The 24220-nt window shown below is 39.7% G+C and carries 28 protein-coding genes; 14 read left to right on the top strand and 14 right to left on the bottom strand.

Annotated features, from left to right (window positions below):
- From WBM98_RS06890 to ppk2 (WBM98_RS06880), 3 genes are all read left to right on the top strand, one after another.
- On the top strand, window positions 1-437 hold a 437-nt coding region (locus tag WBM98_RS06890), incomplete at its 5' end, for a hypothetical protein (protein WP_424365286.1).
- A gap of 108 nt (window positions 438-545) precedes the next feature.
- Complete coding sequence (gene ppk2 / locus WBM98_RS06885) at window positions 546-1394, top strand: polyphosphate kinase 2 (protein ID WP_424365285.1); 849 nt, start codon at window positions 546-548, stop codon at window positions 1392-1394.
- A gap of 10 nt (window positions 1395-1404) precedes the next feature.
- Window positions 1405-2187 carry a polyphosphate kinase 2 gene (gene ppk2, locus WBM98_RS06880; protein ID WP_424365284.1) on the top strand — a complete coding sequence of 261 codons (783 nt, stop codon included), beginning with the start codon at window positions 1405-1407 and terminating at the stop codon, window positions 2185-2187.
- Between the two features lie 100 nt (window positions 2188-2287).
- On the opposite strand, the gene WBM98_RS06875 is transcribed toward ppk2 (WBM98_RS06880), so the two are convergent.
- On the bottom strand, window positions 2288-3433 hold the full coding sequence (locus tag WBM98_RS06875; protein ID WP_424365283.1) for a hypothetical protein: 1146 nt from the start codon (window positions 3431-3433) through the stop codon (window positions 2288-2290).
- Window positions 3434-3691: 258 nt separating this feature from the next.
- Here WBM98_RS06875 and WBM98_RS06870 point away from each other — a divergent pair, with 258 nt between their 5' ends.
- The 4 genes from WBM98_RS06870 to WBM98_RS06855 are packed head-to-tail and all read left to right on the top strand — an operon-like array spanning window position 3692 to window position 7761.
- Window positions 3692-4975 (top strand): sensor histidine kinase, encoded by a 1284-nt coding sequence (locus WBM98_RS06870; protein WP_424365282.1) that lies wholly within the window; start codon window positions 3692-3694, stop codon window positions 4973-4975.
- Window positions 4959-5669 (top strand): response regulator transcription factor, encoded by a 711-nt coding sequence (locus tag WBM98_RS06865; protein ID WP_424365281.1) that lies wholly within the window; start codon window positions 4959-4961, stop codon window positions 5667-5669. Before WBM98_RS06870 ends, WBM98_RS06865 begins: the two co-directional genes overlap by 17 nt.
- Before the next feature lie 42 nt (window positions 5670-5711).
- Window positions 5712-6980 (top strand): sterol desaturase family protein, encoded by a 1269-nt coding sequence (locus WBM98_RS06860; RefSeq protein ID WP_424365288.1) that lies wholly within the window; start codon window positions 5712-5714, stop codon window positions 6978-6980.
- A 19-nt stretch (window positions 6981-6999) separates the two neighbouring features.
- Window positions 7000-7761 (top strand): creatininase family protein, encoded by a 762-nt coding sequence (locus tag WBM98_RS06855; RefSeq protein ID WP_424365280.1) that lies wholly within the window; start codon window positions 7000-7002, stop codon window positions 7759-7761.
- A gap of 13 nt (window positions 7762-7774) precedes the next feature.
- Here the strand turns inward: WBM98_RS06855 and WBM98_RS06850 are convergent, their stop codons facing one another.
- Genes WBM98_RS06850 through rsfS form a run of 6 tightly spaced genes read right to left on the bottom strand, consistent with a single transcriptional unit; the run spans window position 7775 to window position 12629 of the window.
- The gene (locus WBM98_RS06850; protein ID WP_424365279.1) at window positions 7775-8035 is read right to left on the bottom strand and encodes an acyl-CoA-binding protein; all 261 of its coding nucleotides are present in this window, start codon (window positions 8033-8035) and stop codon (window positions 7775-7777) included.
- Complete coding sequence (locus WBM98_RS06845) at window positions 8013-8693, bottom strand: phosphatidylserine decarboxylase family protein (RefSeq protein WP_424365278.1); 681 nt, start codon at window positions 8691-8693, stop codon at window positions 8013-8015. The genes WBM98_RS06850 and WBM98_RS06845 overlap by 23 nt, the downstream gene beginning before the upstream one ends.
- On the bottom strand, window positions 8683-9486 hold the full coding sequence (locus WBM98_RS06840) for a phosphatidate cytidylyltransferase (protein ID WP_424365277.1): 804 nt from the start codon (window positions 9484-9486) through the stop codon (window positions 8683-8685). Before WBM98_RS06840 ends, WBM98_RS06845 begins: the two co-directional genes overlap by 11 nt.
- A 1-nt stretch (window position 9487) precedes the next feature.
- Window positions 9488-10099 (bottom strand): LUD domain-containing protein, encoded by a 612-nt coding sequence (locus WBM98_RS06835; RefSeq protein WP_424365276.1) that lies wholly within the window; start codon window positions 10097-10099, stop codon window positions 9488-9490.
- Between the two features lie 58 nt (window positions 10100-10157).
- Window positions 10158-12242, bottom strand: coding sequence for an ATP-dependent zinc metalloprotease FtsH (gene ftsH, locus WBM98_RS06830; protein WP_424365275.1), 2085 nt, complete (start codon window positions 12240-12242; stop codon window positions 10158-10160).
- A gap of 9 nt (window positions 12243-12251) precedes the next feature.
- Window positions 12252-12629 (bottom strand): ribosome silencing factor, encoded by a 378-nt coding sequence (gene rsfS, locus WBM98_RS06825; protein ID WP_424365273.1) that lies wholly within the window; start codon window positions 12627-12629, stop codon window positions 12252-12254.
- A gap of 95 nt (window positions 12630-12724) precedes the next feature.
- Between rsfS and WBM98_RS06820 the strand changes: the two genes are divergently transcribed.
- Window positions 12725-13456 carry a biotin--[acetyl-CoA-carboxylase] ligase gene (locus WBM98_RS06820; protein WP_424365272.1) on the top strand — a complete coding sequence of 244 codons (732 nt, stop codon included), beginning with the start codon at window positions 12725-12727 and terminating at the stop codon, window positions 13454-13456.
- A gap of 1 nt (window position 13457) precedes the next feature.
- On the opposite strand, the gene WBM98_RS06815 is transcribed toward WBM98_RS06820, so the two are convergent.
- Window positions 13458-13853, bottom strand: coding sequence for an SRPBCC family protein (locus tag WBM98_RS06815; protein ID WP_424365271.1), 396 nt, complete (start codon window positions 13851-13853; stop codon window positions 13458-13460).
- Window positions 13854-13862: 9 nt separating this feature from the next.
- Window positions 13863-14504: an orotate phosphoribosyltransferase gene (pyrE, locus tag WBM98_RS06810; protein WP_424365270.1), complete on the bottom strand. Its 642-nt coding sequence runs from the start codon at window positions 14502-14504 to the stop codon at window positions 13863-13865.
- A 7-nt stretch (window positions 14505-14511) separates the two neighbouring features.
- Between pyrE and WBM98_RS06805 the strand changes: the two genes are divergently transcribed.
- Window positions 14512-15099, top strand: a complete 588-nt coding sequence (locus WBM98_RS06805) for an NUDIX hydrolase (RefSeq protein WP_424365269.1) — start codon at window positions 14512-14514, stop codon at window positions 15097-15099.
- A gap of 33 nt (window positions 15100-15132) precedes the next feature.
- Here WBM98_RS06805 and WBM98_RS06800 read toward each other — a convergent pair whose 3' ends face one another.
- The 4 genes from WBM98_RS06800 to WBM98_RS06785 form a co-directional block, all read right to left on the bottom strand.
- A complete protein-coding gene (locus WBM98_RS06800; protein ID WP_424365268.1) occupies window positions 15133-15540 on the bottom strand; it encodes a response regulator transcription factor in 408 nt (135 codons plus the stop codon).
- The gene (locus WBM98_RS06795; protein WP_424365267.1) at window positions 15527-18526 is read right to left on the bottom strand and encodes a PAS domain S-box protein; all 3000 of its coding nucleotides are present in this window, start codon (window positions 18524-18526) and stop codon (window positions 15527-15529) included. The genes WBM98_RS06800 and WBM98_RS06795 overlap by 14 nt, the downstream gene beginning before the upstream one ends.
- Before the next feature lie 209 nt (window positions 18527-18735).
- Window positions 18736-19188: a pantetheine-phosphate adenylyltransferase gene (gene coaD, locus WBM98_RS06790; protein ID WP_424365266.1), complete on the bottom strand. Its 453-nt coding sequence runs from the start codon at window positions 19186-19188 to the stop codon at window positions 18736-18738.
- A gap of 9 nt (window positions 19189-19197) precedes the next feature.
- Entirely contained in the window at window positions 19198-20181 is a 984-nt protein-coding gene (locus WBM98_RS06785; RefSeq protein ID WP_424365265.1) for a D-alanine--D-alanine ligase, read from the bottom strand.
- 203 nt (window positions 20182-20384) lie between these two features.
- Here WBM98_RS06785 and WBM98_RS06780 point away from each other — a divergent pair, with 203 nt between their 5' ends.
- The 4 genes from WBM98_RS06780 (at window position 20385) to WBM98_RS06765 (ending at window position 23278) form a co-directional block, all read left to right on the top strand.
- Window positions 20385-20972 (top strand): PASTA domain-containing protein, encoded by a 588-nt coding sequence (locus tag WBM98_RS06780; RefSeq protein WP_424365264.1) that lies wholly within the window; start codon window positions 20385-20387, stop codon window positions 20970-20972.
- A gap of 3 nt (window positions 20973-20975) precedes the next feature.
- Window positions 20976-22004 (top strand): RluA family pseudouridine synthase, encoded by a 1029-nt coding sequence (locus WBM98_RS06775; RefSeq protein WP_424365263.1) that lies wholly within the window; start codon window positions 20976-20978, stop codon window positions 22002-22004.
- 91 nt (window positions 22005-22095) lie between these two features.
- Window positions 22096-22857, top strand: coding sequence for a peroxide stress protein YaaA (gene yaaA / locus WBM98_RS06770; RefSeq protein ID WP_424365262.1), 762 nt, complete (start codon window positions 22096-22098; stop codon window positions 22855-22857).
- A 55-nt stretch (window positions 22858-22912) separates the two neighbouring features.
- Window positions 22913-23278, top strand: coding sequence for a hypothetical protein (locus tag WBM98_RS06765; RefSeq protein WP_424365261.1), 366 nt, complete (start codon window positions 22913-22915; stop codon window positions 23276-23278).
- Between the two features lie 3 nt (window positions 23279-23281).
- On the opposite strand, the gene WBM98_RS06760 is transcribed toward WBM98_RS06765, so the two are convergent.
- A complete protein-coding gene (locus WBM98_RS06760) occupies window positions 23282-23410 on the bottom strand; it encodes a 30S ribosomal protein THX (protein WP_188315505.1) in 129 nt (42 codons plus the stop codon).
- 126 nt (window positions 23411-23536) lie between these two features.
- Here WBM98_RS06760 and WBM98_RS06755 point away from each other — a divergent pair, with 126 nt between their 5' ends.
- On the top strand, window positions 23537-24205 hold the full coding sequence (locus WBM98_RS06755; RefSeq protein ID WP_424365260.1) for a uracil-DNA glycosylase family protein: 669 nt from the start codon (window positions 23537-23539) through the stop codon (window positions 24203-24205).
- Window positions 24206-24220: the final 15 nt, after the last annotated feature.

Genomic DNA, 24220 nt, shown 5'->3' with positions numbered 1-24220 from the left:
ATGAAAAAGGGGAATTCGCAGTATTGCGCGAAGGCACCAATAATTTGGTTTGTATCGGGGATGACCCTGCTAAAGAAGGGATCAGCGTATCGTGTTATTCCAAAAAACTGGAACCCTTTATGGCCCGGGGTCGTGAACTGGCTGCCGAAGGGAAGAATACAAAGGAAAAACGCGATATTCGCGGTTCCGAAGTGGCATCAGGAAAAATACAGATGCCCAGAGCGCCTAGCATGACCTACATTTTTTATGGCACGGAGGCTAATTATGACAAGACTACAGGAGCGCTCAAGGATGGGCAGTTCCGGTATGTGATTTATACGCCTTTCGCAACCCCAGAGGAGACCGGTTTGCCCATAAAACCACATGCCAAAGGAATGCCTTGGCTTATGGATCCCGGTACACACCGGGCCCACATCATGATCGGACCCTTTAATTAATCCCATATCAAGAAAGTAAATATTACTTTACCATAACTTGTAAAATTTTGGTAGAGCTATTTTATACCTTGTTCTAAGTTGTATTTTTAGGAACTTATAAAACAGTACATGAAGTTTACCACAGAAGATTTAGCATCGGCCAAGACAAGAAAAGATCTGATTGCCATAGCTGATAAAAACGACATAAAAATAGATAATGTTGTAAGAAACCTTAGGTATGAATTGGAATTGAGCAAGCTTCAGAGCGAACTGGTCAATCTGCAACAATGGATTACCGAGAATCATTTAAGGGTGGCCGTGCTATTTGAAGGGCGTGATGCCGCAGGTAAAGGGGGGTCCATCAAACGGTTTATGGAACATTTGAACCCTCGCTCTTCGCGGGTTGTTGCTCTTTCAAAACCTACTGACAATGAACGGGGGCAATGGTATTTTAGAAGGTACATCAAAGAATTACCCAATCCAGGGGAAATCGTCTTTTTTGACCGTAGTTGGTACAATAGGGCCGTCGTAGAACCGGTAATGGGCTTTTGTTCCAAAAAGGAGTATAACCAATTTATGGTACAAGTACCTGAATTTGAACATATGTTATATGAGGATGGGGTCATTATCATAAAATTTTGGTTTTCAATCTCAAAGGAAGTGCAAATCAAAAGATTCAATGCCCGACTACAGAATCCGTTGAAACAATGGAAATTCAGTCCAGTTGATAAAATGGGGCAGGCACTATGGGATGACTATACCTTCTATAAGGAGCAGATGTTCACGAAGACCCACACAGACTTCAGTCCTTGGATCATTGTCAAGACCAATGACAAGAAAACGGCCCGATTGGAAAGTATGCGTTATTTACTTTCGAAATTCGATTATACCAAAAGGAAAAAAATATCGAGCCTTATACAACCCGACCCGAACATCATTGTTCGTTATTACAGGAATGCCAAACAGATCGATATCTAATATAGATACAATGAAGAAAGTACAAAACATACACCTTACCGATGAGGATTTGGATTTGCTCAATTCAAAACTTGGGTTACGAAGTTTATTCGGTAATAAGAAAATCGATTTGGAGAAAACCTTGTCAGAGGTCAAGTACGAAGTTCGATTGCGTGAACAGCAGTCGGAATTGGTAAAGTTACAGACTTGGGCAATAGAGAACAGGCAAAAGATCGTCATCATCTTTGAAGGTAGGGATGCTGCTGGTAAAGGAGGGGCCATACGCAGAATGTCCGCCTACATAAACCCAAGATATTATAGAATTGTCGCTTTGAACAAACCGACGGAAGATGAAGAGGGCCAGTGGTATTTTCAACGCTATGTGAACAAATTGCCAAAACCCGGTAAAATCGTATTTTTTGACCGCAGTTGGTATAATAGGGCCGTCGTAGAGCCCGTTAACAACTTTTGTACCCAAGAACAATATGAAAGGTTCATGTCGCAGGTCAATGATTTTGAAAAAATGATCATTGCCTCTGATACCTATCTGATCAAGTTTTATTTTTCAATTACCAAGGAAGAACAGCAAAAACGTTTTGACGATATTCGTAAAAGTAATTTAAAGCGCTGGAAATTGTCGGCAGTGGATGAAAAAGCCCAGGACCTTTGGGACGAATATACCAGATACAAAAAAGTGATGTTGAAGGAGACGGATACAACATATGCTCCATGGGTCATTATTGAGGCTAACAGAAAGACAGAAGCCCGGTTGAAGGCCATAGATCATATCCTAAAGACCATTCCATATAAATAAAACACATAGAGGCCCCCAGCCATAGCCAATAATTATCGACAGCCATGGCAATCTCGTTTATTTTGGGAAACACCGGAGTGATCTTCGTTGTTGAAATGCATTAGTTTTTAAATTCATTTAGAAGGGTAGGATCTATTTTTATTTTGTTTCTTGCAAATCTATAAGAGATTCCAAAGTTGATCAGGTAATCGGCAAAAGCCGCATCTCCATTTCTAGGTACGCCAGTAAGTGCTTCAGTCTGCTTATCCGTAACACTTTGGGGCCGCTCCCGTCTTACAGCAAAAGGTACGTTCAAGGTCAATGAGAAATTGTTCTTGGAAAAGGCCAATCCGGGATCAATGGAGAGCACATTCCCAGGTCTTCTGAATCCGTTATTTCCTCCCATGATATCTTTGACCGGTACGCCCTCATACCGAACACCCAATGACGTTGAAATGTTTTGATATACATGATAGCTTAATCCACCGCGTACGGAAAATTGATCCGGAACGGCCATGATCGCCTCATTTTCCAAAATGGGGCTCAGGGTTTCTCTAAAGGTTCTTATGCCATTTACTTCCTTCGGATTCAGCAAATAAAATCCACCACCGTAGGCGAAGATATCCGTAGTGATCTTCGTGTAAAACTGAAAGTCCATGATCAGTCCAAACCCACCATCACCAGGTTGGATGGATTGATCTACCGGTCGTACTTGCGGGCTTTCCTCAGGACCCACATTGTAGAAAACATCTGTGGCATTATAATTTCCCGTGGGCAGTTTTATTCCCAATCCAAGGGCCATATTTCCATTGGGGTGCTTTTCCATATCTAATAGCCAATACCCAATGCCCATACGTATATCGGCCAAACCTCTTGAAAAAGTAGTGTGGCGTTCTTCCCTGCCATGTTCATAGAGCGAAGACCTGGTATTTATGACAACAGGTAAGGTAATACTAGCATACCATCGTTGGTTTAAGCCGTAGGTTAAAAAATAATCCCAGGCGTGGGCATTGTTGATCACTTCCGTTTCGTTGGCCAAGCGGTCAGGCTCTTCCTCCAACCCCCTAAAATGTCTAAAAGACCTAAAATAGCGGTAATTCATACCAATTTGTATATCGCCTGAATGTAATTGATTGTTTTCTAGGGTCGATCCAACACATGAAGAAAAATGGCGTATGGCAACACAACCCTGCCCCGAACAATATAGTGTACCTATCGATAAAAATAGGACATGAAGAACTACCGTCTTTTTTTGTGACTGTTTCATATGACTTGTTTTAGATGTTGAAAATCTGTGAGCGGGGGAAGAATATGTTCAAATAAAAAGGCCACTCACGTTACCAAGATGACTGGCCTATTTATTGTTTATAATTTAACTCAACTTAAATCAGGGCTAAAATAGTCCGAAATAAGGTAGGTGTGCATTAAGCAAAAATTAAAAAGGATTAATGAAAAGTTAATTAGATGAACAAAAAACTAAAAACCGCAAAGAGAATCCTATTTTTATACTTCTTTAGCTGGTGTTTTGAAAAAACGAAGACTCTATATCCTAATTTTTATTGTATCCATCCTAGGGCTCTCGATCGTGCAGTACCAATATTTGAGAATTGGAATCAATTTGGCCAAAGTACAGTTCAGCAGCAAAATCGGTTTGGCGAGTGAACAGATTAAAAACACGTTGGAAACCAAGAACAAATTGACTTTCCTACTCGCCAATGCCATCAGGGAAGATAGCCTTTATTTTAATATAAGCGTCGATAGTCTAAAGAATGCATCCAGTCATTTTTTGAATGACTTCCTGACAGAAAAATTGGTGGAGAAGGGTATTGAAGCCGATTTTTCCTATCGCTTATTCACCAAAGACTCAGCGTACTATCTGAAATCGCCGGTGGTTTATGAGCGTTCGGCGGAAGTGGTCACCTATCCCATCGAAATTAAAGGGTATCTGCCTAACATATTGGATGCCGATTTGATCTTAGAGATGAAATTCAGGAATTTGGATAGTTACTATCTTTCAAAACTCAACGGATTGACTGTGCCCAGTCTTTTGTTCATCATGGGGATCATTGCCTCGATCCTCTGGATGTTGAAGACCTATTATTGGCAGCGCAATGTCATTACCACGACCAATGAGTTCATAAACAATCTTACCCACGAATTAAAGACCCCTGTATTTTCAATTGGATTGGCATCCAAAATGTTGGCCGATGGAATATCGGAGGAGAAAGCACCTCTTTTGGAAATTATACGGCAACAAGTGGAACGATTGAAGACCCATATCGACAAAGTGCTTGAACTCGCCAGTTTTGAGGAAAGTAAAGGGGGCTTCGATCTTAAAGCCATTGATTTTGGCCCTAATTTAGAAAACCTATGCAAAGAATTCGAGACGTTGACCTCGTTCGAGAAGGTGCAGTTCTCTTTTACTTTGATCGATAGGCCCTATTGGATAAAAGCAGATGTCCCTCATATGGAAAATGCCGTTAACAATCTACTGGACAATGCCAAAAAATACGCAAAGGACCCTATGATCGAACTGATATCCCGAATAGAAAAGGGTAGTTTGGTTATTGCGATATCCGACAACGGAAAAGGAATCGGAAAGAAAGACCAAAAATTGGTCTTTCAAAAATACTATAGGGTCTCCAATGGAAATAAACATGACGTGAAAGGGTATGGACTGGGTCTTAGTTATGTCAAGAAAGTAATTGAAAAGCACAAAGGTACCATTGCATTACAAAGCGAAGTTGATCAGGGAACAACGATAACCATGAAAATACCCTTGTATAATAAAAATGGAAAAAAAGTATAAAATAGTATTGGTTGAAGATGATGCTTCTTTGGGGTATTTGCTTTCTGAATACCTTAAAATGAAGGACTTTGAGGTGATTTGGGAAAAAGACCCCACCAAGGTATTGGATCTGATTGGACTACATGCCTTCGATTTGGCGATATTGGATGTAATGATGGTGCAGATGGATGGTTTTACCTTGGCAGCGGAGATTGCAAAAAAATATGCTGACCTTCCCTTTATATTTTTAACGGCAAGATCATTGAAGATCGATGTTTTGAAAGGATTTTCACTTGGTGCGTTGGATTATCTTAAAAAACCGATTGATGAAGAGGAACTGGTGGTACGGATTTTGGCCTTACTCGATAGATTGAACAAGAGCACCTCTAGGGATACAGCAAAATCAATGTTCGAAATCGGAAGTTTTCGATTGAACAGTACTACACAGGAATTGTTTTTTGAATCCGAGGTGGATCACCTGACGTCGCGGGAAAGCGATCTGCTCAAATATTTGGCAACCCATGCGAATACCCTATGCCGTCATAAGGATATATTGGATACGATTTGGGGAAACAATGATTATTTTACCAGAAAAAGCCTTAATGTATTTGTTACCCATTTAAGAAAGTACCTGGCCAGAGATCCATCCTTGAAAATTGAAAATGTGCACGGGAAAGGGTTTGTTCTTAAAACCCATGTGGGGAAGAATATCTGATTTCCTTATTTATTGGTATATTTCATTGCTGAAATCGACACCGTGGAAACTTACGCCAAGGCCTTATTATATGCGATTCCTTTTTTTATGATCCTTTTGGTCATAGAAATGCTTTATGGGTATGTGGTAAAAGATCAAAAACATAAGGTAATGGATTCGGTGGCCAGTATAAGTTCTGGACTTACTAATATCGTTAAGGATTCATTGGGTATAGGTATCATTATCGTCACCTATCCTTTCTTACTGGAACATTTGGCTTTGGTATCGCTCAAAGCTACTTGGTTGGTGTGGCTCGTTGCTTTTTTGGTGATTGATCTGGCAGGCTATTGGAACCATAGATTGAACCATACGATTAATTTTTTCTGGAACCAGCATGTGATCCATCATAGTAGTGAGGAATTTAATTTGGCATGTGCCCTTCGTCAACCGATTTCCAATCTTTTGGGCTATTTTCCCATATTGATGTTTCCGGCCGCCATATTGGGTATCCCCAGCATGGTAATCGCCATTCTTGCCCCCATTCACCTATTTGCCCAGTTTTGGTACCATACCCAGCATATCGGAAAATTGGGATGGGTGGAATATATTTTGGTAACACCTTCCCAACATCGGGTGCACCATGCAATAAATCCCGAGTATATCGATAAGAATCTTGGGCAGATCCTTTGTGTATGGGATCGTTGGTTTGGCACCTTTCAGGAAGAATTGGATGAGGTTCCCCCGCAATATGGTGTTTTAAAGCCAGCGTCAACATGGAATCCGATCGTAATAAATTTTCAGCATTTATGGCGTTTAATGAAAGATGCCTGGTACACCCGAAGTATTTGGGATAAGTTTCGGATTTGGTTCATGCCCACGGGTTGGCGACCTATCGATGTGAAGGATAGCTATCCGATACCGATAATCGAGGATGTCTACCATTTTAAAAAGTACATGCCCCCCGCTTCAGATGCCCTTAAGGGATATTCGGTATTTCAAGTATTGTTTACCACCGTTTTACTCTTGTTCATGTTTTATAATTATGCGTCCATTGGGTTTAATGGCCTAGTGTTTTTCGGGGCTTTTGTGTTCATAGGCATCTATGGATATACATCCCTGATGGATAGGGTAGGTTATGCGGTTTGGATAGAGGTGTTGCGGGGAATCTTCGGTATTGCCTTACTATGGATTACGGGCGATTGGTTCGGTATCGATGCCTATTTTAAATATGGTAGCTTTATGGTCGGTATTTATTTTTTGATAACCATATCCGCCGCCATCTATTTTACGAATTTTGAAAATAATCACACAACTAACAAGGTTGCCATGTAACCTATAAACATAAAATGCTATGAGACCCTATATATTGGCCGAAACCAACTGGAAAGCACTCAAGGACGCCCATTTTGATTTGGCTGTTTTGCCGTGGGGGGCAACCGAGGCACATAATTATCATTTGCCTTATGCCACCGACGTCTATGAGAGTGACTCCCTGGCTGCTGAATCGGCAAGGATTGCTTGGGAGCAGGGGGGTAAGGTCATCGTATTGCCGACAATCCCATTTGGTGTGAATACCGGACAATCGGATATTTATCTCGATATTAATCTGAACCCAAGTACGCAATTGGCCATATTGACAGATGTCGTTACGGTGCTCAACCGGCAAGGCATCAAGAAATTACTCATATTCAACAGTCATGGGGGCAACAATTTTAAACCTTTGGTCAGGGAATTGGGATTGAGGTTCCCTGAAATGTTCCTATGTTTTTCGAATTGGTTCCAATCGATGGATAAGACCGAATATTTTGATAATGAGGGTGACCATGCCGATGAAATGGAAACCAGTTTAATGCTTTACCTTAAGCCAGCGTTAGTACTTCCGAAGAGCGATTGGGGTAGGGGAGCATCCAAAGGGTATAAAATAAAATCCTTCGCTGAAGGATGGGTATGGGCTGAACGAAAATGGTCCGAGATCAGTGAGGATACCGGTGTTGGTGACCCCATGAAATCTACCAAGGAAAAAGGGGAACGATATTTTACCGATGTTACCCGTAAAATTGGAAACTTTATTTTTGAACTCTGTAAAGCCGATCAAGACGATCTTTATGAATAGGTAAGGATACCCATCATTTTTTTATTTCTTTTTTCACCAAGGCGATATAGGATTTCATCGCATCTTCACGGCCAATGTTCTGGGCCTGGATCAAAGCATTGGCCTTGAACGCATTGATCAATGGAGTCTTGCTTCCGGGATTATTGTAATTCTTGTTCGCAATCTTATAATAGGCATACAATTTTAACAAGAGGTCGGCAGGTAGTGGTTCCGTATAATTGTTGACCACTGCCACGGCTTCCTCAAATTTTTTAGATAAGGTCTCTTTCTTCATTCTTGTTAAGATAGGTAGCAATACACGTTTTGGCACCGACCACCTTTTGATCTAGCTTTACTGCAATGCCACAATCCAAAGGTAATAATAAGTCGACCCTAGAACCAAATTTAATAAAACCTGAATCTTCCCCTTGGTGCACACTTTCACCTTCTTCAGCGTAATTAACGATACGTCTGGCCATGGCCCCGGCAATTTGCCGGTAAAGGATTTCACCAAATTTGGGCGTGTTGATCACGACAGTGGTACGCTCATTATCGGTACTCGATTTGGGGTGCCAAGCCACCAGGTACTTTCCAGGATGGTATTTGGAATATTTGATGGTGCCACTGATGGGATAGCGAGTTACATGAACGTTGAAAGGGGACATGAATATAGAGACCTGCATTCTCTTCTCATTAAAATACTCAGTTTCAAAAACTTCTTCAATGACGACGACCTTACCATCTACAGGTGCCAGTATTTCATCAAAAAGATTGTTGGTACTTCTTTTCGGATTCCTGAAAAATTGAAGAATCAACACCAGTACAACCACCGAGCTAATTTGCAGAGCCCAGCGCAACCACTGGTTCATAAGATAGAATTCCGATAGCAAAACAATAATAACAACCAGAGCAAAGGTCGTCAGTATAATGGTTTGCCCTTCTTTATGAAACATAAGCGAAAATATTTAATGTTAAATAGGCAAAGGGCGCGGCAAATACCATACTGTCCAAACGGTCGAGCATACCACCATGACCCGGTATTATGGCTCCGCTATCCTTTACCCCAGCAGACCTTTTTAATTTCGATTCTATCAAATCACCCAGCGTTCCAAACAATACGATTACACCTGCCAATATCATCCATTGCATAGGACCTATGATGGGTTCGTACCTGCCTAGGAAATAGGCGGCTATGGCCGTAAAGACAAATCCGCCCAAAGTACCCTCAATGGTCTTTTTTGGTGACACCGCTGGGAACAATTTGTTGCGCCCTAAGGTACTGCCCACCAAATAGGCAAAAGAATCATTGATCCAAATTAGGATAAAAATTCCCATGATCAGCAATTTGGCGAAATCATTGTTCTTATAAGGGATCATGGTAAGAAATATGCAACCACCCCCAATATAGAATAAACCGATGATAAACTTTTGATAGACTCTAAATGGTTTCTTTTTCTTCGAAAAGAGAAAAAAAAGCAGGGCTATATTCGTTGATATGGTCAGAAACATGAGAATATGGATCAACCATCGATCATTAACCAGGTAAATAAAGCCCCACCATAGGGCCAAATAGGCAATAAAAACATGGTACCCTTTAAGATGTACGAGCCTTTTATATTCATATAGACAGGCCAGACCAAAGGTCATGAACAAAAAATCAAAGGCATCTGAACTCAAGAATACCGCAGAAAGTAAGAGTATGATATAAACCGCCCCAGAAAGTGCCCTTCTAATTACTTCTTTCATATTATAGATCTTCCAAAAGTAAAAGATACAGATTTTTGGAACTACTACCATATGTCAAGAAATCATCTGAATTTTCGTTGGTAGCCTGAAAGTGTTTGAGGGTGGTAATGTTGGCCGGAATATTATGGCCATATGTTTTCTTTATTTTCTTGAGTCCCTCTCCAATGGATTCCACCAATTGGCTCGTGGTTGCAAAAACAATGACATTGGCAGGGAGTTCATGAAGCTTTTTTTCCATCAATTGATTGGAACAAACCAAGATAGAACCATTCTGGGCTATCAGATGCTCACAAGTTGTGAAGAATACCTCGCTTTCCTGGGTCTTATGGGTAAACGTGATATGCTCTTTGGAAAACCTATCCTCTAACATGGGGTTCATCGCAAAGAACGGATGGTTTTCCCAACTGTTCTCTTTGACAATATTATGTAGGGCTTCTGATATTTCTTGAAAAGAATCGCAATAGATGAACTTTCCACCGTTCTTTTTAAAATGGATGGTGAATTTTTCATCAACAGGAATATTAAGATCAGGCATATGAACCCCACGGGTTTCCGCGGTTTCCTTCGAAACCTTTTTTTTGCCGCCTCCGAAAAGTTTGTCAAATAGCCCCATTAACTAAATTAAAGCGTCTTACTGCGTGTTCTTACAGTTAAGACAACGTAAATCGTGTTTATTTATTTTCTTTTTTCTCTTTCTCTTTGAGCTTGGAAATACCTTCTTTTTTCTCTTTCTCTTTTTTCTTGGCTTTAACGACTTTTTCTGCTTTTTCCTTCAGTTCAGCTTCTTTTTTAGCTGTTTCGGCTTGTTCTTCGGTTATTTCCTGTCCCTTCCCATCAAAATGTTTGTCAAAGGGTCTTTTCCCGAAAATCTTTTCTAGATCTTCTTTGAAAATCACCTCTTTTTCCAGAAGCCGTTCAGCCAATTCAATGAGCTTATCCTTGTTCTTTTCCAAAACATCGATGGCTCTTAGATATTGCTCTTCAATCATCTTTGAAATCTCGGTGTCAATTTTTTGGGCCGTCTCCTCACTATAGGGTTTCGTGAACCCATATTCATTTTGTCCGGAGGAGTCATAATAGGTAAGATTTCCTATTTGATCATTTAGACCATAAACGGTTACCATGGCTCGTGCCTGTTTGGTGACTTTTTCAAGATCACTCAAAGCACCAGTTGAGATTTGGTTGAAAATCACTTTTTCAGCCGCTCTACCACCTAAGGTAGCGCACATTTCATCCAACATCTGCTCGGGACGGACAATAAGGCGTTCTTCCGGTAGGTACCAGGCAGCACCTAAAGACTGTCCTCGAGGTACGATAGTGACTTTAACCAAGGGAGCAGCATGTTCCAGCATCCAACTCGTTGTGGCATGACCTGCTTCGTGATATGCGATGGTTTTTTTCTCACCAACCGTAATGATTTTGTTCTTTTTCTCTAATCCTCCAACAATACGATCTACTGCATCCAAGAAATCTTGTTTGCCAACTGCCTTTTTCTCTTGTCGTGCGGCAATCAAAGCAGCTTCATTACAAACATTTGCGATATCGGCCCCGGAAAACCCTGGGGTTTGTCTGGCCAAGAAATCCAAATCCAATGTTTCCGCAGTTTTAATCGGCCTTAAATGCACTTCGAATATTTCCTTACGTTCCCGTATGTCTGGCAGATCCACATAAATCTGTCTATCGAAACGACCGGCACGCATTAAGGCTTTGTCCAAAACATCTGCCCGGTTCGTGGCCGCTAGTACTATTACATTGGTATTTGTGCCAAAACCATCCATTTCTGTCAACAACTGGTTTAAGGTATTTTCACGTTCATCATTAGATCCAGTGAAGTTGTTCTTGCCCCTTGCCCTACCGATGGCATCGATCTCATCTATGAATATGATGGCGGGTGATTTGTCTTTGGCTTGTTTGAAGAGGTCACGTACCCTAGAAGCGCCAACCCCTACGAACATTTCCACAAAGTCTGAGCCAGATAGCGAGAAGAAGGGAACCTTGGCCTCGCCTGCAACGGCTTTTGCCAATAGCGTTTTACCTGTCCCCGGAGGGCCAACCAACAAGGCGCCTTTAGGAATTTTTCCTCCCAAGGACGTATATTTATCAGGATGCCTTAAAAATTCCACGATTTCCTCGACTTCCTCCTTGGCACCTTCTAAGCCAGCGACATCCTTAAAAGAAGTACGGGTATCTGTCTTTTCGTCGAACAGTTTGGCTTTCGATTTGCCGATATTGAAAATCTGGCCACCGGCACCGCCACCACCACCACCCGACATACGTCGCATGAGATAAATCCAAATACCGATAATCAATACAAAGGGAAGTATGCCCAATAATAGATCGCCCAAATAATTCGATTCTTTATCGAACTCAACGATCGTATCAAGATTTTGCTCTTTTTTTATTTCCGTGATTTCGTTTTGGAAAATCTGAAGATCCCCATAATCCAAAATATATTGCGGTATGGCTCCTGTACTGGGCAACATTGGTTTTTCCGCAACATCCTTATGCACTTCTTTATTCAAGGCTTCATCGGTCAGAAACACCTTGGCCTGGTTAGTATTGGTAATAATCAATATCTTACTGATATCACCATTCCTCAGATATTCCTGGAGTTCAGAGGTAGTTGTTTTTTTTGTATTGGCAAGGTTGCCTCCACCAATGAACTGAAACCCAATCAAAAATATTGCTATGAGTCCATAGATCCACCATGAACTGAATTTTGGTTTTTTGGGAGTTGTATTGTTATCTTTAGCCATTATTTTTTTTTACTGATTTATACTACTTTCTACCGTGGTGAACTTGGCATCACCCCAAAGTCCTTCAATATCGTAGTATTCTCTAATATGTTTTTGGAAGACATGTACCACTACATTTACATAATCCATTAAAACCCATTCGGCATTGCCTTCACCTTCAACATGCCAAGGTTTGTCTTTGATAGCCTTGCTAACTGTTTTTTGGATTGAACCTACTATGGCATTCACATGTGTATTGGAAGTACCATTGCATATAATAAAGTAGTCACAAACTGTGTTTTCAATTTCTCTCAGATCAAGTATACTTATATCGTGCCCTTTTACTTCTTCGATTCCCTGTAAAATTAATGCAATTAACTCATCTGCACTAGCTTTCCTTTTCTGCATTCAATATTTTTAATTTGTACAAAGTTATTATTTTTTTGTTCTTTTATCCTTAAAAATTTTAACAATAGAAGGTTAATCTTTTTTAAAGGTGATACATGCAGATAATCAAACTTAATGCCACGCACTCTACAAACCTATACTTAAAGGATTTAATGAACAAAAGATCCATGGATGATTTGTCGATTGTGGTGGCCGATTCCCAGACCCTTGGAAGAGGCCAAATGGGTACTACATGGGAATCTGAACCGCTTAAAAACCTAACGTTCAGTATCTTGAAAAAATTAAATTCAGACCTATTCACCGACCCTTTTTTAGTGAATATCTGTGTTTCCCTAGCCGTTTTTAAGGCATTGAAATCATTGAACATACCCGATTTACGGGTTAAATGGCCAAACGACATTATGTCAGGTCATTTCAAGGTCTGTGGAATATTGATTGAAAATAATTTTTCAGGGTCGAGAATGCTTTCCTCTGTTATTGGAATCGGGTTGAATGTTAACCAAGAAAAATTCCTGAACCTCCCCAATGTTTCATCACTCAGATTATTGACCGGAAGCGTTTTTGATCTGGATGAATTATTGCGACTACTGCAGCATGCATTGAAGGATTCTTTTATGAACATTGAACAAAAAGGGATTGAAGTAATCTGGGAGCACTATGAAAGTATCCTTTTTAGAAAGGATAAACCTTCAACATTCACAGATGTCAACGGGCACATGTTCATGGGGTTTATTCGAGGGGTATCCTTTCAGGGAAAATTGGTCGTTGCCCTTGAGGATGGCATTCTAAAGGAATATAACATGAAAGAAATAAACCTGCTTTATTAGGCTATTGAATAGCAGCTAGATTTTCGGTAAGGGTTCGCATGAAATTTGAGATGGGTGTTTTGATCATCATGGCCATCATGGCATTGAACTCCCCGTTGAAACTCAAGATCACTTCACAGGTATCTTCTTCAATTGCCTCGATAGTCGCTGTCAGGATAAAAGGTAATTTATCGCTGGCAGCTCCCAATACGATTTTAGTGTAGGGATCTTGTTCTTGTCGTTGCAATACGATTTGAGGCATTCCTTTAAGGGCAAAAAGAAATCGATCCTCGTTGATTATCTCGAACTTATCAATATTATCGGGCATTAGTTTTTCGAAGTTCTTAAGATCCGTAAGAAAATCATATACTTCCTTTGCACTTTTATCGATGGTGTTTTTTGGAGTTTCTATATACATGGTATCCTATTATCGGTTCCATTGGGACGGATCTTTGCGCCATTCCAATAAGGTGTTCATTTGTTGTTCCTTGATATATCCTGTTTCTGAAGCCTGATCTACTAGATGGGCATAGTCAGATAAGGTATGTAGTTCAAGTTCCTTTTTTTTGAAATTTGTGGTAGCGACATCAAAACCATACGTAAATATGGCCAACATCCCTTTGATGTTTGCGCCAGCCAATGTTAGGGCATCCACTGCATTTAGGCTACTTTTGCCCGTACTGATCAAATCTTCTATGACCACTACATGCTGACCATGTTCGAGAAGCCCTTCAATTTGGTTCTGGCGACCATGTGATTTTGGTTCTGGGCGAACATAGATGAATGGCAATCCCAGATAATCGGCTACTAAGACTCCGATTCCTATAGCCCCGGTGGCCACTCCAGCAATGACATCAGGTTTGCCATAAAGGCTTTCCACCTGCTTGGCCATTTCTTCCCTTACAAAATTTCTTATGTGGGGATAAGATAAAATAATCCTATTATCGCAATAGATCGGTGATTTCCATCCAGAGGCCCAAGTAAATGGATTTTCCGGTTTCAACTTTATTGCATTAATTTGCAGCAGAAGCTCTGCAGTTTTTTTTGCCGTGTTTTTATCTAAAACCATTTCACAAATGTATAAAGTTTTTGTTAAAGAACTACCTCTGATTTTAACAAATGAACTATCGGAAATCTCAAACAGCAAGTACTTCTTATTGAATGGCGATGCCGTGCATGAAGCAATCAATGCCTTGGCACGGAAAAAGTTGACCGAAGCCTATATATACCACCCCAACCATGAAGAACTTCTTAAAAAATTCTGCAAGACGATTCCCAAGGAAGTCGCCGGAGGTGGGGTAGTGACCAATGAAAAGGGAAAAGTGCTTTTCATTTACCGGAATGATAAATGGGACCTACCCAAGGGTAAGTTGGATAAAGGGGAAACTATTGAGGAATGTGCGCTTCGGGAAGTAGAGGAGGAAACCGGCGTAAAAAAACTCCAAATAGAAAATTTCCTAAAAACGACCTATCATATCTTTAAACGCAACGGAAAGTACAAATTAAAGGAAGTACATTGGTTTGCCATGAAAACTTCCTATGAAGGTAAATTAAAAGGCCAAGAAAGCGAGGGCATCGTAAAAGTGAAATGGAAAGGCCCTAAAAAGATAAAAAAAGCACTTGCCAATTCGTATATCAATATCAGATCTTTGTTTGGTGAATGAAACAGCATTTTTTTCTTTAACCTATGACCGTTTTTATTCCACAGGTTTTGTGATTTCGATTATTTTCGCTTTGGTTATAGGTTTATTGTTGAATCGAATCAAATGATGGGTTTTATGTTTATAAAGCTCCCAGTTATCATAATCAGCCGGGTCGATGGAGGAAGTAACAATGTTGATGATTATTTTATCAGTTATAGGTAGTTCGATGAATTCTTCCAAGAACTGCCAGCCGTCCATAATAGGCATGTTTAAATCCAAGAAAATAACTTCTGGAATGGGGTCTGCGGTGTGCAACGTTTCTTTTATGCCGTTAATGGCGAGCTTGCCATTACCAAAAGTACTGATCGAATTGAATTCGATGGCGGTATCCAACATTTTACGAATACCGAAAACGGTTATCGGATCATCATCAACGATATATATGGAATTAATTTTCTTCATTGAAATAAATATTAAAAGTTGTTCCGACACCTACCTTGCTAGTAACCGTCATTTTCCCGTTCATGGCTTCGATTTGGTTTTTTGACAAGTATAATCCAATACCTCTTGCATCGGGATTATCATGAAACGTTTTGTACATCCCGAATAATTTATCCCCATATTTATTTAAGTCGATACCAAGTCCATTATCTTCAAAACTTAAAATTGTATAGCCATCGTTTTTCGTAACGCTTAACTTGATTACGGGATCCCGTTCAATAGATTTGAATTTTATGGCATTGGTAATAAAATTGGTCAATATACTTTCAGTATAAGCCGGTACTGCCGGTACACAAACTTCATCTGATATGGTATTGATGATTTTAACTTTATTGTTTTTAAGAAGTGAAGAAAGGTTTTGTTTGATTTTGTTGATATTTTGATTCAGGTTAACTGATGACTTCTTTAAATTCACCTTAGTACTGATTGCCAGGACCTCATTAAGGTTTTCTAAGGTTTCAAGTAAATTATTTGAAGCATCGACCAGCATTTTTAGAATATTTTTCTTCTCACCCTCATTTTTTTCGTTGACCAAGAATTCTAACAACATTGAGAAATTGGCAGAGTGGGATCTTAGATTATGGGATACGATGTGGGCAAAATTCAGTAGTTTTTTGTTTTGTAATGAGGTAACATTGATAAGGCTTCTTAGTTCCTGCTCCTTCTGTTTTAATTCAGAAATGTCCAGACTTATACCTACCAACCCATAAGCATTTCCATCTTCGCCTTTTAAAGGAATCTTTGAGGTTAAGAAAGTGGTAATCGTGCCATCTTTCTTTTTATTGATGGTCTCGGCCCCCAAAATCGGTTTTAAGGATATCATTACCCGTAAATCCTCATCACGGGATACTTGGGCAATTTCCTTATCATAAAGATCAAAGTCACTTTTACCTAGAATTTCTTCAGCATTTTCAACGCCTAGGTAATCGCATTCGGCTTTATTGACCAAGATCTTCCTTGATTGTTCATCTTTTATATAGACGTTTAAAGGTAAATTATCAATAACCGTTTTGAGCAATTTGCGTTCTTCGCGAATTTGTCTTTCTTTCTCTTCGGATTCAGAAATATCTTGAATGATCGTCCAAACCTGTTTTTCTCCTTTTTTATTGATAATCAGTGATTTATTAATTATAACTGAATATTCAACACCATTTTTGTGTATCAGTTTTTCACCAAATGGTCCAAAAGTACCTTTGGTTTCAAGGTCATTATTGATCTGTTCCCTATAATATTTGTTTCTGTCATTAAAGAGGGCCCAAAAATCAATATTTTTGACACTTCTTTTGCCATATCCGAATGTGCGTTCGAAAGCAGGATTGAAATCGATTATTTTACTGGTTTCAAAATCATACAGTACAAAACTTACTGGCGACATTTCATAAAGTGTCCTGAATTTTAACTCACTTTCCTTTATTTTTTCTCGGGCCGCAACCATTTCCGTGATCATTCGGCCTTCGGCCAATAGGGAAACTACCTTGTTCTTATCATTGTAAATAGGTTTTAATGAAAAGTCGACGGGGATCTTATTTTTGTTTTTGTCGTAAACCTCAACTTCATTTCGATAGAATTTTCCTTTGGTCGCAGCTTTAATGGTTTTTTTAAGTGACTGTTTTATAGCTTCTGTCTGGGGCCACCACGTGGTTTCCCAGAATTTTTTACCGATAATCTCTTCAGCAGTGACATTTGTGAAACCCAAAGCCGTTTCATTTATTTCGATAAAAGTTCCGTCGATATCGAGAATACCCGTAAACTGGTAGGATGAATTGAAAATACTTCTAAAATTCCGTTCTTTTTCTTCAAGTTTTCTTTGTGCTTTTCGCATTTCAGTAATGTCCAAAGACATGCCAACAATACCCTCTATCTCATTTTTCGCATTGAACAAAGGTATCTTTGACACCAAAATTGAAGTTAGGGAACCATCCTTGGCTTTGCATGTACTCTCTCTGCCTAAAATAGGTTTTAAGGTATTTATCACTTCTAAATCTTCGTCCCTAAAAGTTTGGGCCGTTTCTTTGTCATAGATATCAAAGTCATTTTTACCCAAAATATCATTGGGACTATCCACTCCTGCGAAGTCACATTCTGCTTTATTGACCAGGATTTTCCTTGATTCAATGTCTTTGATATAGACGTTTATGGGAAGATTGTCAATTAATGTTTTAAGTAACTGTTCACTTTCCTTTATTTTCGTTTCTGACAATATTTGTTCAGTAATGTCTTGAAAGGTGCCAATGAGACCAATCAACTTATCATGGTCAAAAATGGGCTTTCCAGTTGCACTAACCCATTTTTCATTCCCTTTTGCAGTGATTATCTGAAGTTTTTCATTCCAAGGCTTACCGAATTGCATCACATTATTGAAAGCCATGGAAATAGTGTTTCGACTATAACCGAGTTTGTAAAAACCAATCGAAGTCTCCACACTCGGTATAAAATCCTCTGGTACCTCGTGAATTTTTTTGGTCATTTCACACCAATGAATACTATCTTTTACGATATCATATTCCCAGGTGCCAATTTTAGAAATCTCCGATTTCCCTGATAGCAGTGATGTTAATTTTTCCAATTTCAATTCACCTAGTACCTTTTTTGAAATATCCACTGTTTGTACAATGATTCCTATAATGTTCTCTTCTTCGTCGTACCAAGGAACATTGGTCCATTCAACCCTTTTTTCCTTATTTTCCGCAGTGCAATGAATTTCTTTGGTAGGTTCACTTCGGTTTCCCTTTAGACATTCTTTCAAATTCCTTAGCCAAACTTTACCCATATTGTTAAAGAGTTCGCTTATTTTCTTGCCGATAACATTATCATTTATCAACTCGAAATCCTGGATCCATTTATCGGAAACATGAACAACTTCTAATTTCTTATTCAAAAAAACAGTGGCGTTTGGCAGCTGTTTTATCAAATAATTATTAATTCCTACCGGCGTCTCCTTAATCATGCTGATGTAATTTCTTACGAATGTAGATGTATTATCGAAGAATGCTAAAGCTTTGTTGTGAATTGGGCCATAGTAGTTGTGATACAGTATTTAGACAGTATGAAACATGAAAAAAGAACGACAAAAAGAAGAAAAAACTGACAAATAAGATGCTCGATTCTTTGTATGAATAAGAAATCGGTGCCCTTAAAACTCAACAGATAGTAGGGTTAGACCCTTACAGTATCGGGTACCAAGATAGAATAATCCCCACCATTTCTAATAACATCCCTTACAATGGAAGAACTGATAAAAGATTTGCCCGACGAGGTTAATAAGAAAACGGTCTCAATTTCTGAAAGCTTACGGTTAGTATGCGCAATGGCCTTTTCGAACTCAAAATCCCCAGGGTTTCTCAACCCCCGTAAAATAAAACCGGCATTTATCTTTTCACAAAAGTCCACGGTCAGCCCTTCGTAGGTAAGGACCTTAATTCTCGGTTCCGTGATAAATGCCTTGGTAATAAACTCGAGACGTTGCTCAAGGGTAAACATATATTTCTTGTCGGCATTGACGCCAACAGCAATAATAAGTTCATCAAATAGTGTGATGCCTCTCGTGATGATATCATGGTGCCCCAAGGTTAGTGGGTCGAAGGAACCAGGGAAAATTGCGCGTCTCATGGGCTAAAGTTATGGGTTTTTTGGCAATACTTCCAAGATAGCGTTCTCAAACAGGTCTGAAAGCGATATTCCTGCCTTTATCGCCTGTTGTGGTAAGATACTTTCTGTGGTAAGACCCGGAGTGGTGTTCATTTCGAGCATGTAGGGTTCATCTCCCATAAAAATGAATTCGCTGCGTGAGAAGCCGTTCATCTTTAGGATATCATAGGCGTATGCCGCGACCTCTCGAACGTTCTTTTCTTGTTTTGGGGTGATTCTGGCAGGGGTGATTTCTTGGGACTTTCCTTCATATTTGGCCTCATAGTCAAAAAATTCATTCTCGGTAACGATCTCGGTAATAGGTAAAACCTTGGTTTTGCCTTTATATTTGATAACCCCAACTGAAACCTCCGTACCGTTCAGGAACCCCTCTATGATGATTTCATTGTCCTCTTTATAAGCCAGTTCAATAGCTACTTTCAGGTCCTCCTTTTTGAATACTTTGGATATGCCAAAACTACTACCCGCTTTGTTGGCCTTTACAAAACAAGGCAATCCTACGCGGTCAACGATGGCATCCTCATTGATCTCATCGCCATAATTTAAATAAAAGGATGGGGCCGATTTAATCCCGTAAGGTTTTAAAACACTTAATAAATCCCTCTTATTGAAGGTCAAAGCTGCTTGATAGTAATTACAGGAAGTTTGTGGAATCTCGAGCAATTGAAAGTAGGCCTGCATTAAACCATCTTCACCAGGGGTGCCATGAATGGCATTGAAAACACAATCAAACCTTAATGTTTTTTTATCGACATTCACGGTGAAATCATCCTTGTTCACCGCATATTCCCTTTCATTCTCATCTACATATACCCATTTATCCTTAAAAATATGGATTCGATAGCTTTCAATGGTAGTATTGTTCAAATAGGAATGAACAACATTCCCACTTTTGAGTGAAATTTTGTACTCGCTGGAATAGCCGCCCATGATTATGGCCACTTTTTTTTTCATAGCATACTTTGGTCAATTGATAGTAATGCACCTTTCTAGATTCAAAGTAAAGAAAAAGCCATGGGTTTCAATGGGTCCCATGGTTTTTTTTTTGAAGTTATGGTCAAGTTTCAAGTTGCGTTACATTCTTTAACCAACATTTGGGAATGTGGTCGCCTAAAGTTTTACCTCATTTCCTATATTTGTGGCAACTTTTATTCGCGATGAGAAATTTTTTCAACTTTTTACGAAGTCGTACTTTATTGATACAACTGGGTTTGGCCGTCTTGGTGTCGGTTATTTTAGTCTTCGTGGCTTTACGGTGGTTGAACAATACCACAAACCATGGGGAGTATATCGAGGTACCTGATTTTGCGAAAATGTCGGTGATGGATATGCGTAAGGCTGTTGAAGAAGCTAAGTTACGCTTTGAGGTTTTGGATTCGGCCAATTTCAATCCTGACTATCCTAGGTTTTCGATTATTGAACAGGATCCCAAGGCAGGGAGCAAGGTCAAGGAGAATCGCAAAATATATTTGACGGTGAATCCCTCAGGATATAAAAAGGTCACCGTACCCAAAATCATCCAAGTTACCCAACGCAATGCCACCTCTATGTTAAAGGCCGTTGGCCTCGATGTGCAACGCGTGACCTATATCGATGAATTAGGGAAAGATATGGTCTACTATATCAAGTATAAGGGCAAGAATATTAATCCGGGCGAAAAACTGCCTAAAACCTCCAAATTGGAATTGGTGTGTGGTAATGGCACCATACCCGATCGGGCCCAGATAAAGGCCGATTCTGAATAAAATATGGGTCCACAACAACAAGAGCCTAATGAAGAAGAGCTATATGAACACCATAAGTTCGTCGCTTCAAAAGGTCAAGAGCCGCTAAGGGTTGACAAATTTTTGATGAATTTCATTGAGAATTCCACGCGCAACAAAATTCAACAAGTTGCAAAGGATGGCCATATTTGGGTCAATGATACCATTGTAAAACAAAACTACAAGGTGAAAGCCGGGGATGAGGTTAAAGTGCTTTTTGAGCACCCACCGCACGAGCTTTTACTAATACCAGAGGATATACCCATTGATATTGTTTATGAAGACGAAACACTTTTGGTCGTCAATAAACAACCTGGGATGGTGGTACATCCGGGACACGGCAATTACTCTGGAACCCTGATTAATGCCTTATTGTACCACATTAAGGATCTACCTAAAAATGATAATGAACGACCTGGATTGGTGCATCGTATCGATAAGGATACTTCAGGACTTTTGGTGGTCGCCAAAACAGAAGCGGGTATGACACACTTGGCGAAACAGTTTTTTGACAAAACCTCGGAGCGTGAGTATGTGGCCTTGGTTTGGGGAAATGTTGAGAACGATCAAGGAACTATAGAGGGCCATATTGGTCGAAATCCGAAAAACAGGTTGCAAATGCAAGTTTTTCCTGAAGGAGACGAGGGTAAGGATGCGGTCACGCATTATACCGTTTTGGAGCGTTTGGGGTATGTTACCTTGCTGTCCTGTAAATTGGAAACTGGGCGCACACATCAAATCAGGGCGCATATGAAATATATCGGGCATACCCTTTTTAACGATGAACGCTATGGTGGTGATAAAATATTGAAGGGCACCACATTCACGAAATACAAACAATTCGTCGAAAATGCCTTTAAAATCCTCCCAAGACAGGCCCTACATGCCAAAACTTTGGGATTTGTGCACCCCGCGACGGGTGAACACATGAGATTTGATTCTGAAATCCCTGAGGATATGGCAGCCTGTATCTCAAAATGGCAAGAGTATGCCAAGCATAGTAAACAAGAATAAATTTCGATAATACAGTTATAAGAAACTACTTGCCCAAGCAGGTGGGTTAGTATGGTTTTCCTTTATATTTTTATACTTCAAAAGCAGTCTTATGAAAATTGTTATTTCCCCGGCAAAATCGCTGGATTTTGAGAGCGAATTGCCTTCCGTGAGATATTCCCAACCCCGATTTTTAGAACAGGCCCAAAAATTGAACAAGGTGCTGGCTAAAAAGAAACCTAGAGCACTGGCCAAATTAATGGATATATCGGATCAGCTTGCGGAACTAAATTGGGAGCGCAATCAGAAATTTGCCATTCCATTTGAGCCTTCAAATGCAAGACCGGCCATATATGCCTTCAATGGGGATGTCTATCAAGGATTGGATGCCTATACGATTCCTGAGGAAAAGTTGGATAAACTGCAGGATAAACTGAGAATATTGTCAGGGCTGTACGGGATTCTGAAACCAATGGACCTGATCCAACCCTATCGTCTCGAAATGGGAACCACATTGAAAATTGGGCGTAAAAAAAACCTTTACGAGTTTTGGAAAAAGGAATTGACCGACCATTTGAATGCCGAATTGAAGGATAAGGAGTTGTTCATAAATTTGGCCAGCAAGGAATATTTCGGGGCCATTGACGAAAAAAAGCTTAAAGTACCCGTAATAACCCCGGTTTTCAAGGATTGGAAAAACGACAAATTAAAAATCATTAGTTTTTTCGCGAAAAAGGCAAGGGGATCGATGGTCCGGTATATTTTGGATCATGATGTAAAAACTTTAAAGGATTTATGTGCTTTTAATGAAGATGGTTATCTCTTTAGCAAGGAACATACGTTAAAAGAAAACGAGCCGGTTTTTATTCGATAGAATATTTCTTCATTTTGGCCGTTTTAACCATACAGTATTCTATAAAAAAACAAGTATGAAACGTCTCCTTTTTGTAACTATTAGTGTGTTTGTCTTCATTTTGGGCTGTTCCGATCGTGATGATGAATTGAACGGAATACAGATCCGGGTAAAAAATGTGAGCTCAGTTCATTTTGATACGATTCAGGTAGGTGGTGATGGGATGGTTCATACCAACGTTGCCCCTGATTCCTACTCAGACTATTTGGAATACGAAACGGCATATAGCTATGCCTATATCAATATTTCGACTGATGGGGAAACCTATGTGATGCAACCTATCGACTTCGTTGGGGAAACTCCTTTGTTCCTCGGATACTACACCTATGAAATAGGGATAGACGAAGGAGGAAACGTCTCCTTGAATTTCGTTATCGACTAAGGGCTATTTCTTTTTCTTGATATCGATTTTTTCTTCGACGGTAGGTCGTTTTTTTATTTTTCGAGGTCTTCTTGCGCCATATGAATTGTTGGCTATTTTTCCCCTTCTCGATTTTTTGTCACCTTTTCCCATATATTGAATATTTATTATCCTTAAAGTTACTCATTTTAAAAGAAATGGTAACTGTAGTTTTCCGACATTTCAAAAATGTATATTTGAGGTTTAAACTTTTTTTTGTCTAAATAAAACATATACCATTTGTTTTTACATACCCATCCTTATGAACCCTTTCTTTTTAAGGAAGTCACGAAGTTGATCGTAGGCACCTTGCCTCCACCAAGGTTTACGATTGGCGTATTGAAAGATCGGGATGTGGACTTTTGCTACGGGAGTCGGGACGGCCAGCTATGGCCCATCCTTGATCAACTATTCAATTTAGAGTTAAAGTTTGAAACAACGTTGGAAGCCATAGAACAACGAAAGCGGTTTTTGATCCGAAGTAAGATAGGGATATGTGATATAGTGCAAAGTGCCGAGCGTTCCAAAATCGATGCCTCTGATTTGGGGATGAAAAACATAAAACTTAGAAATCTTATAGGTTATCTACGACAATACGAGAAGGTACAAACGTTGTTGTTTACCGGTGGGAACAGTAAAAATGGACCGGAATATTTTTTTCGCCAACATTTAAAACTGAACAAGATAACGTTGGAGCTGGTCAATGATCATGTACCACGGATCCATCAATTTAAGCTGCCTTCAGATTTAGATCCCCAAAGAACAATACAAACCGTCTCATTGACTGCCCCTTCTGGTGCGGCCAATCGCGCTGTGGGGAGCCTATTGGATTATAAGGAATTGAAAGCCAAAAACCCCGGGTTCAATACCCTGGATTATAGGGTACTACAGTATGGGCCATATTTTTAGGACATCCTGTTGTGT

The sequence above is a fragment of the Maribacter sp. genome (genome assembly GCF_049667165.1).
Classification (GTDB): domain Bacteria; phylum Bacteroidota; class Bacteroidia; order Flavobacteriales; family Flavobacteriaceae; genus Maribacter_A.
This window is presented reverse-complemented; position numbering and strand designations above follow the sequence as displayed.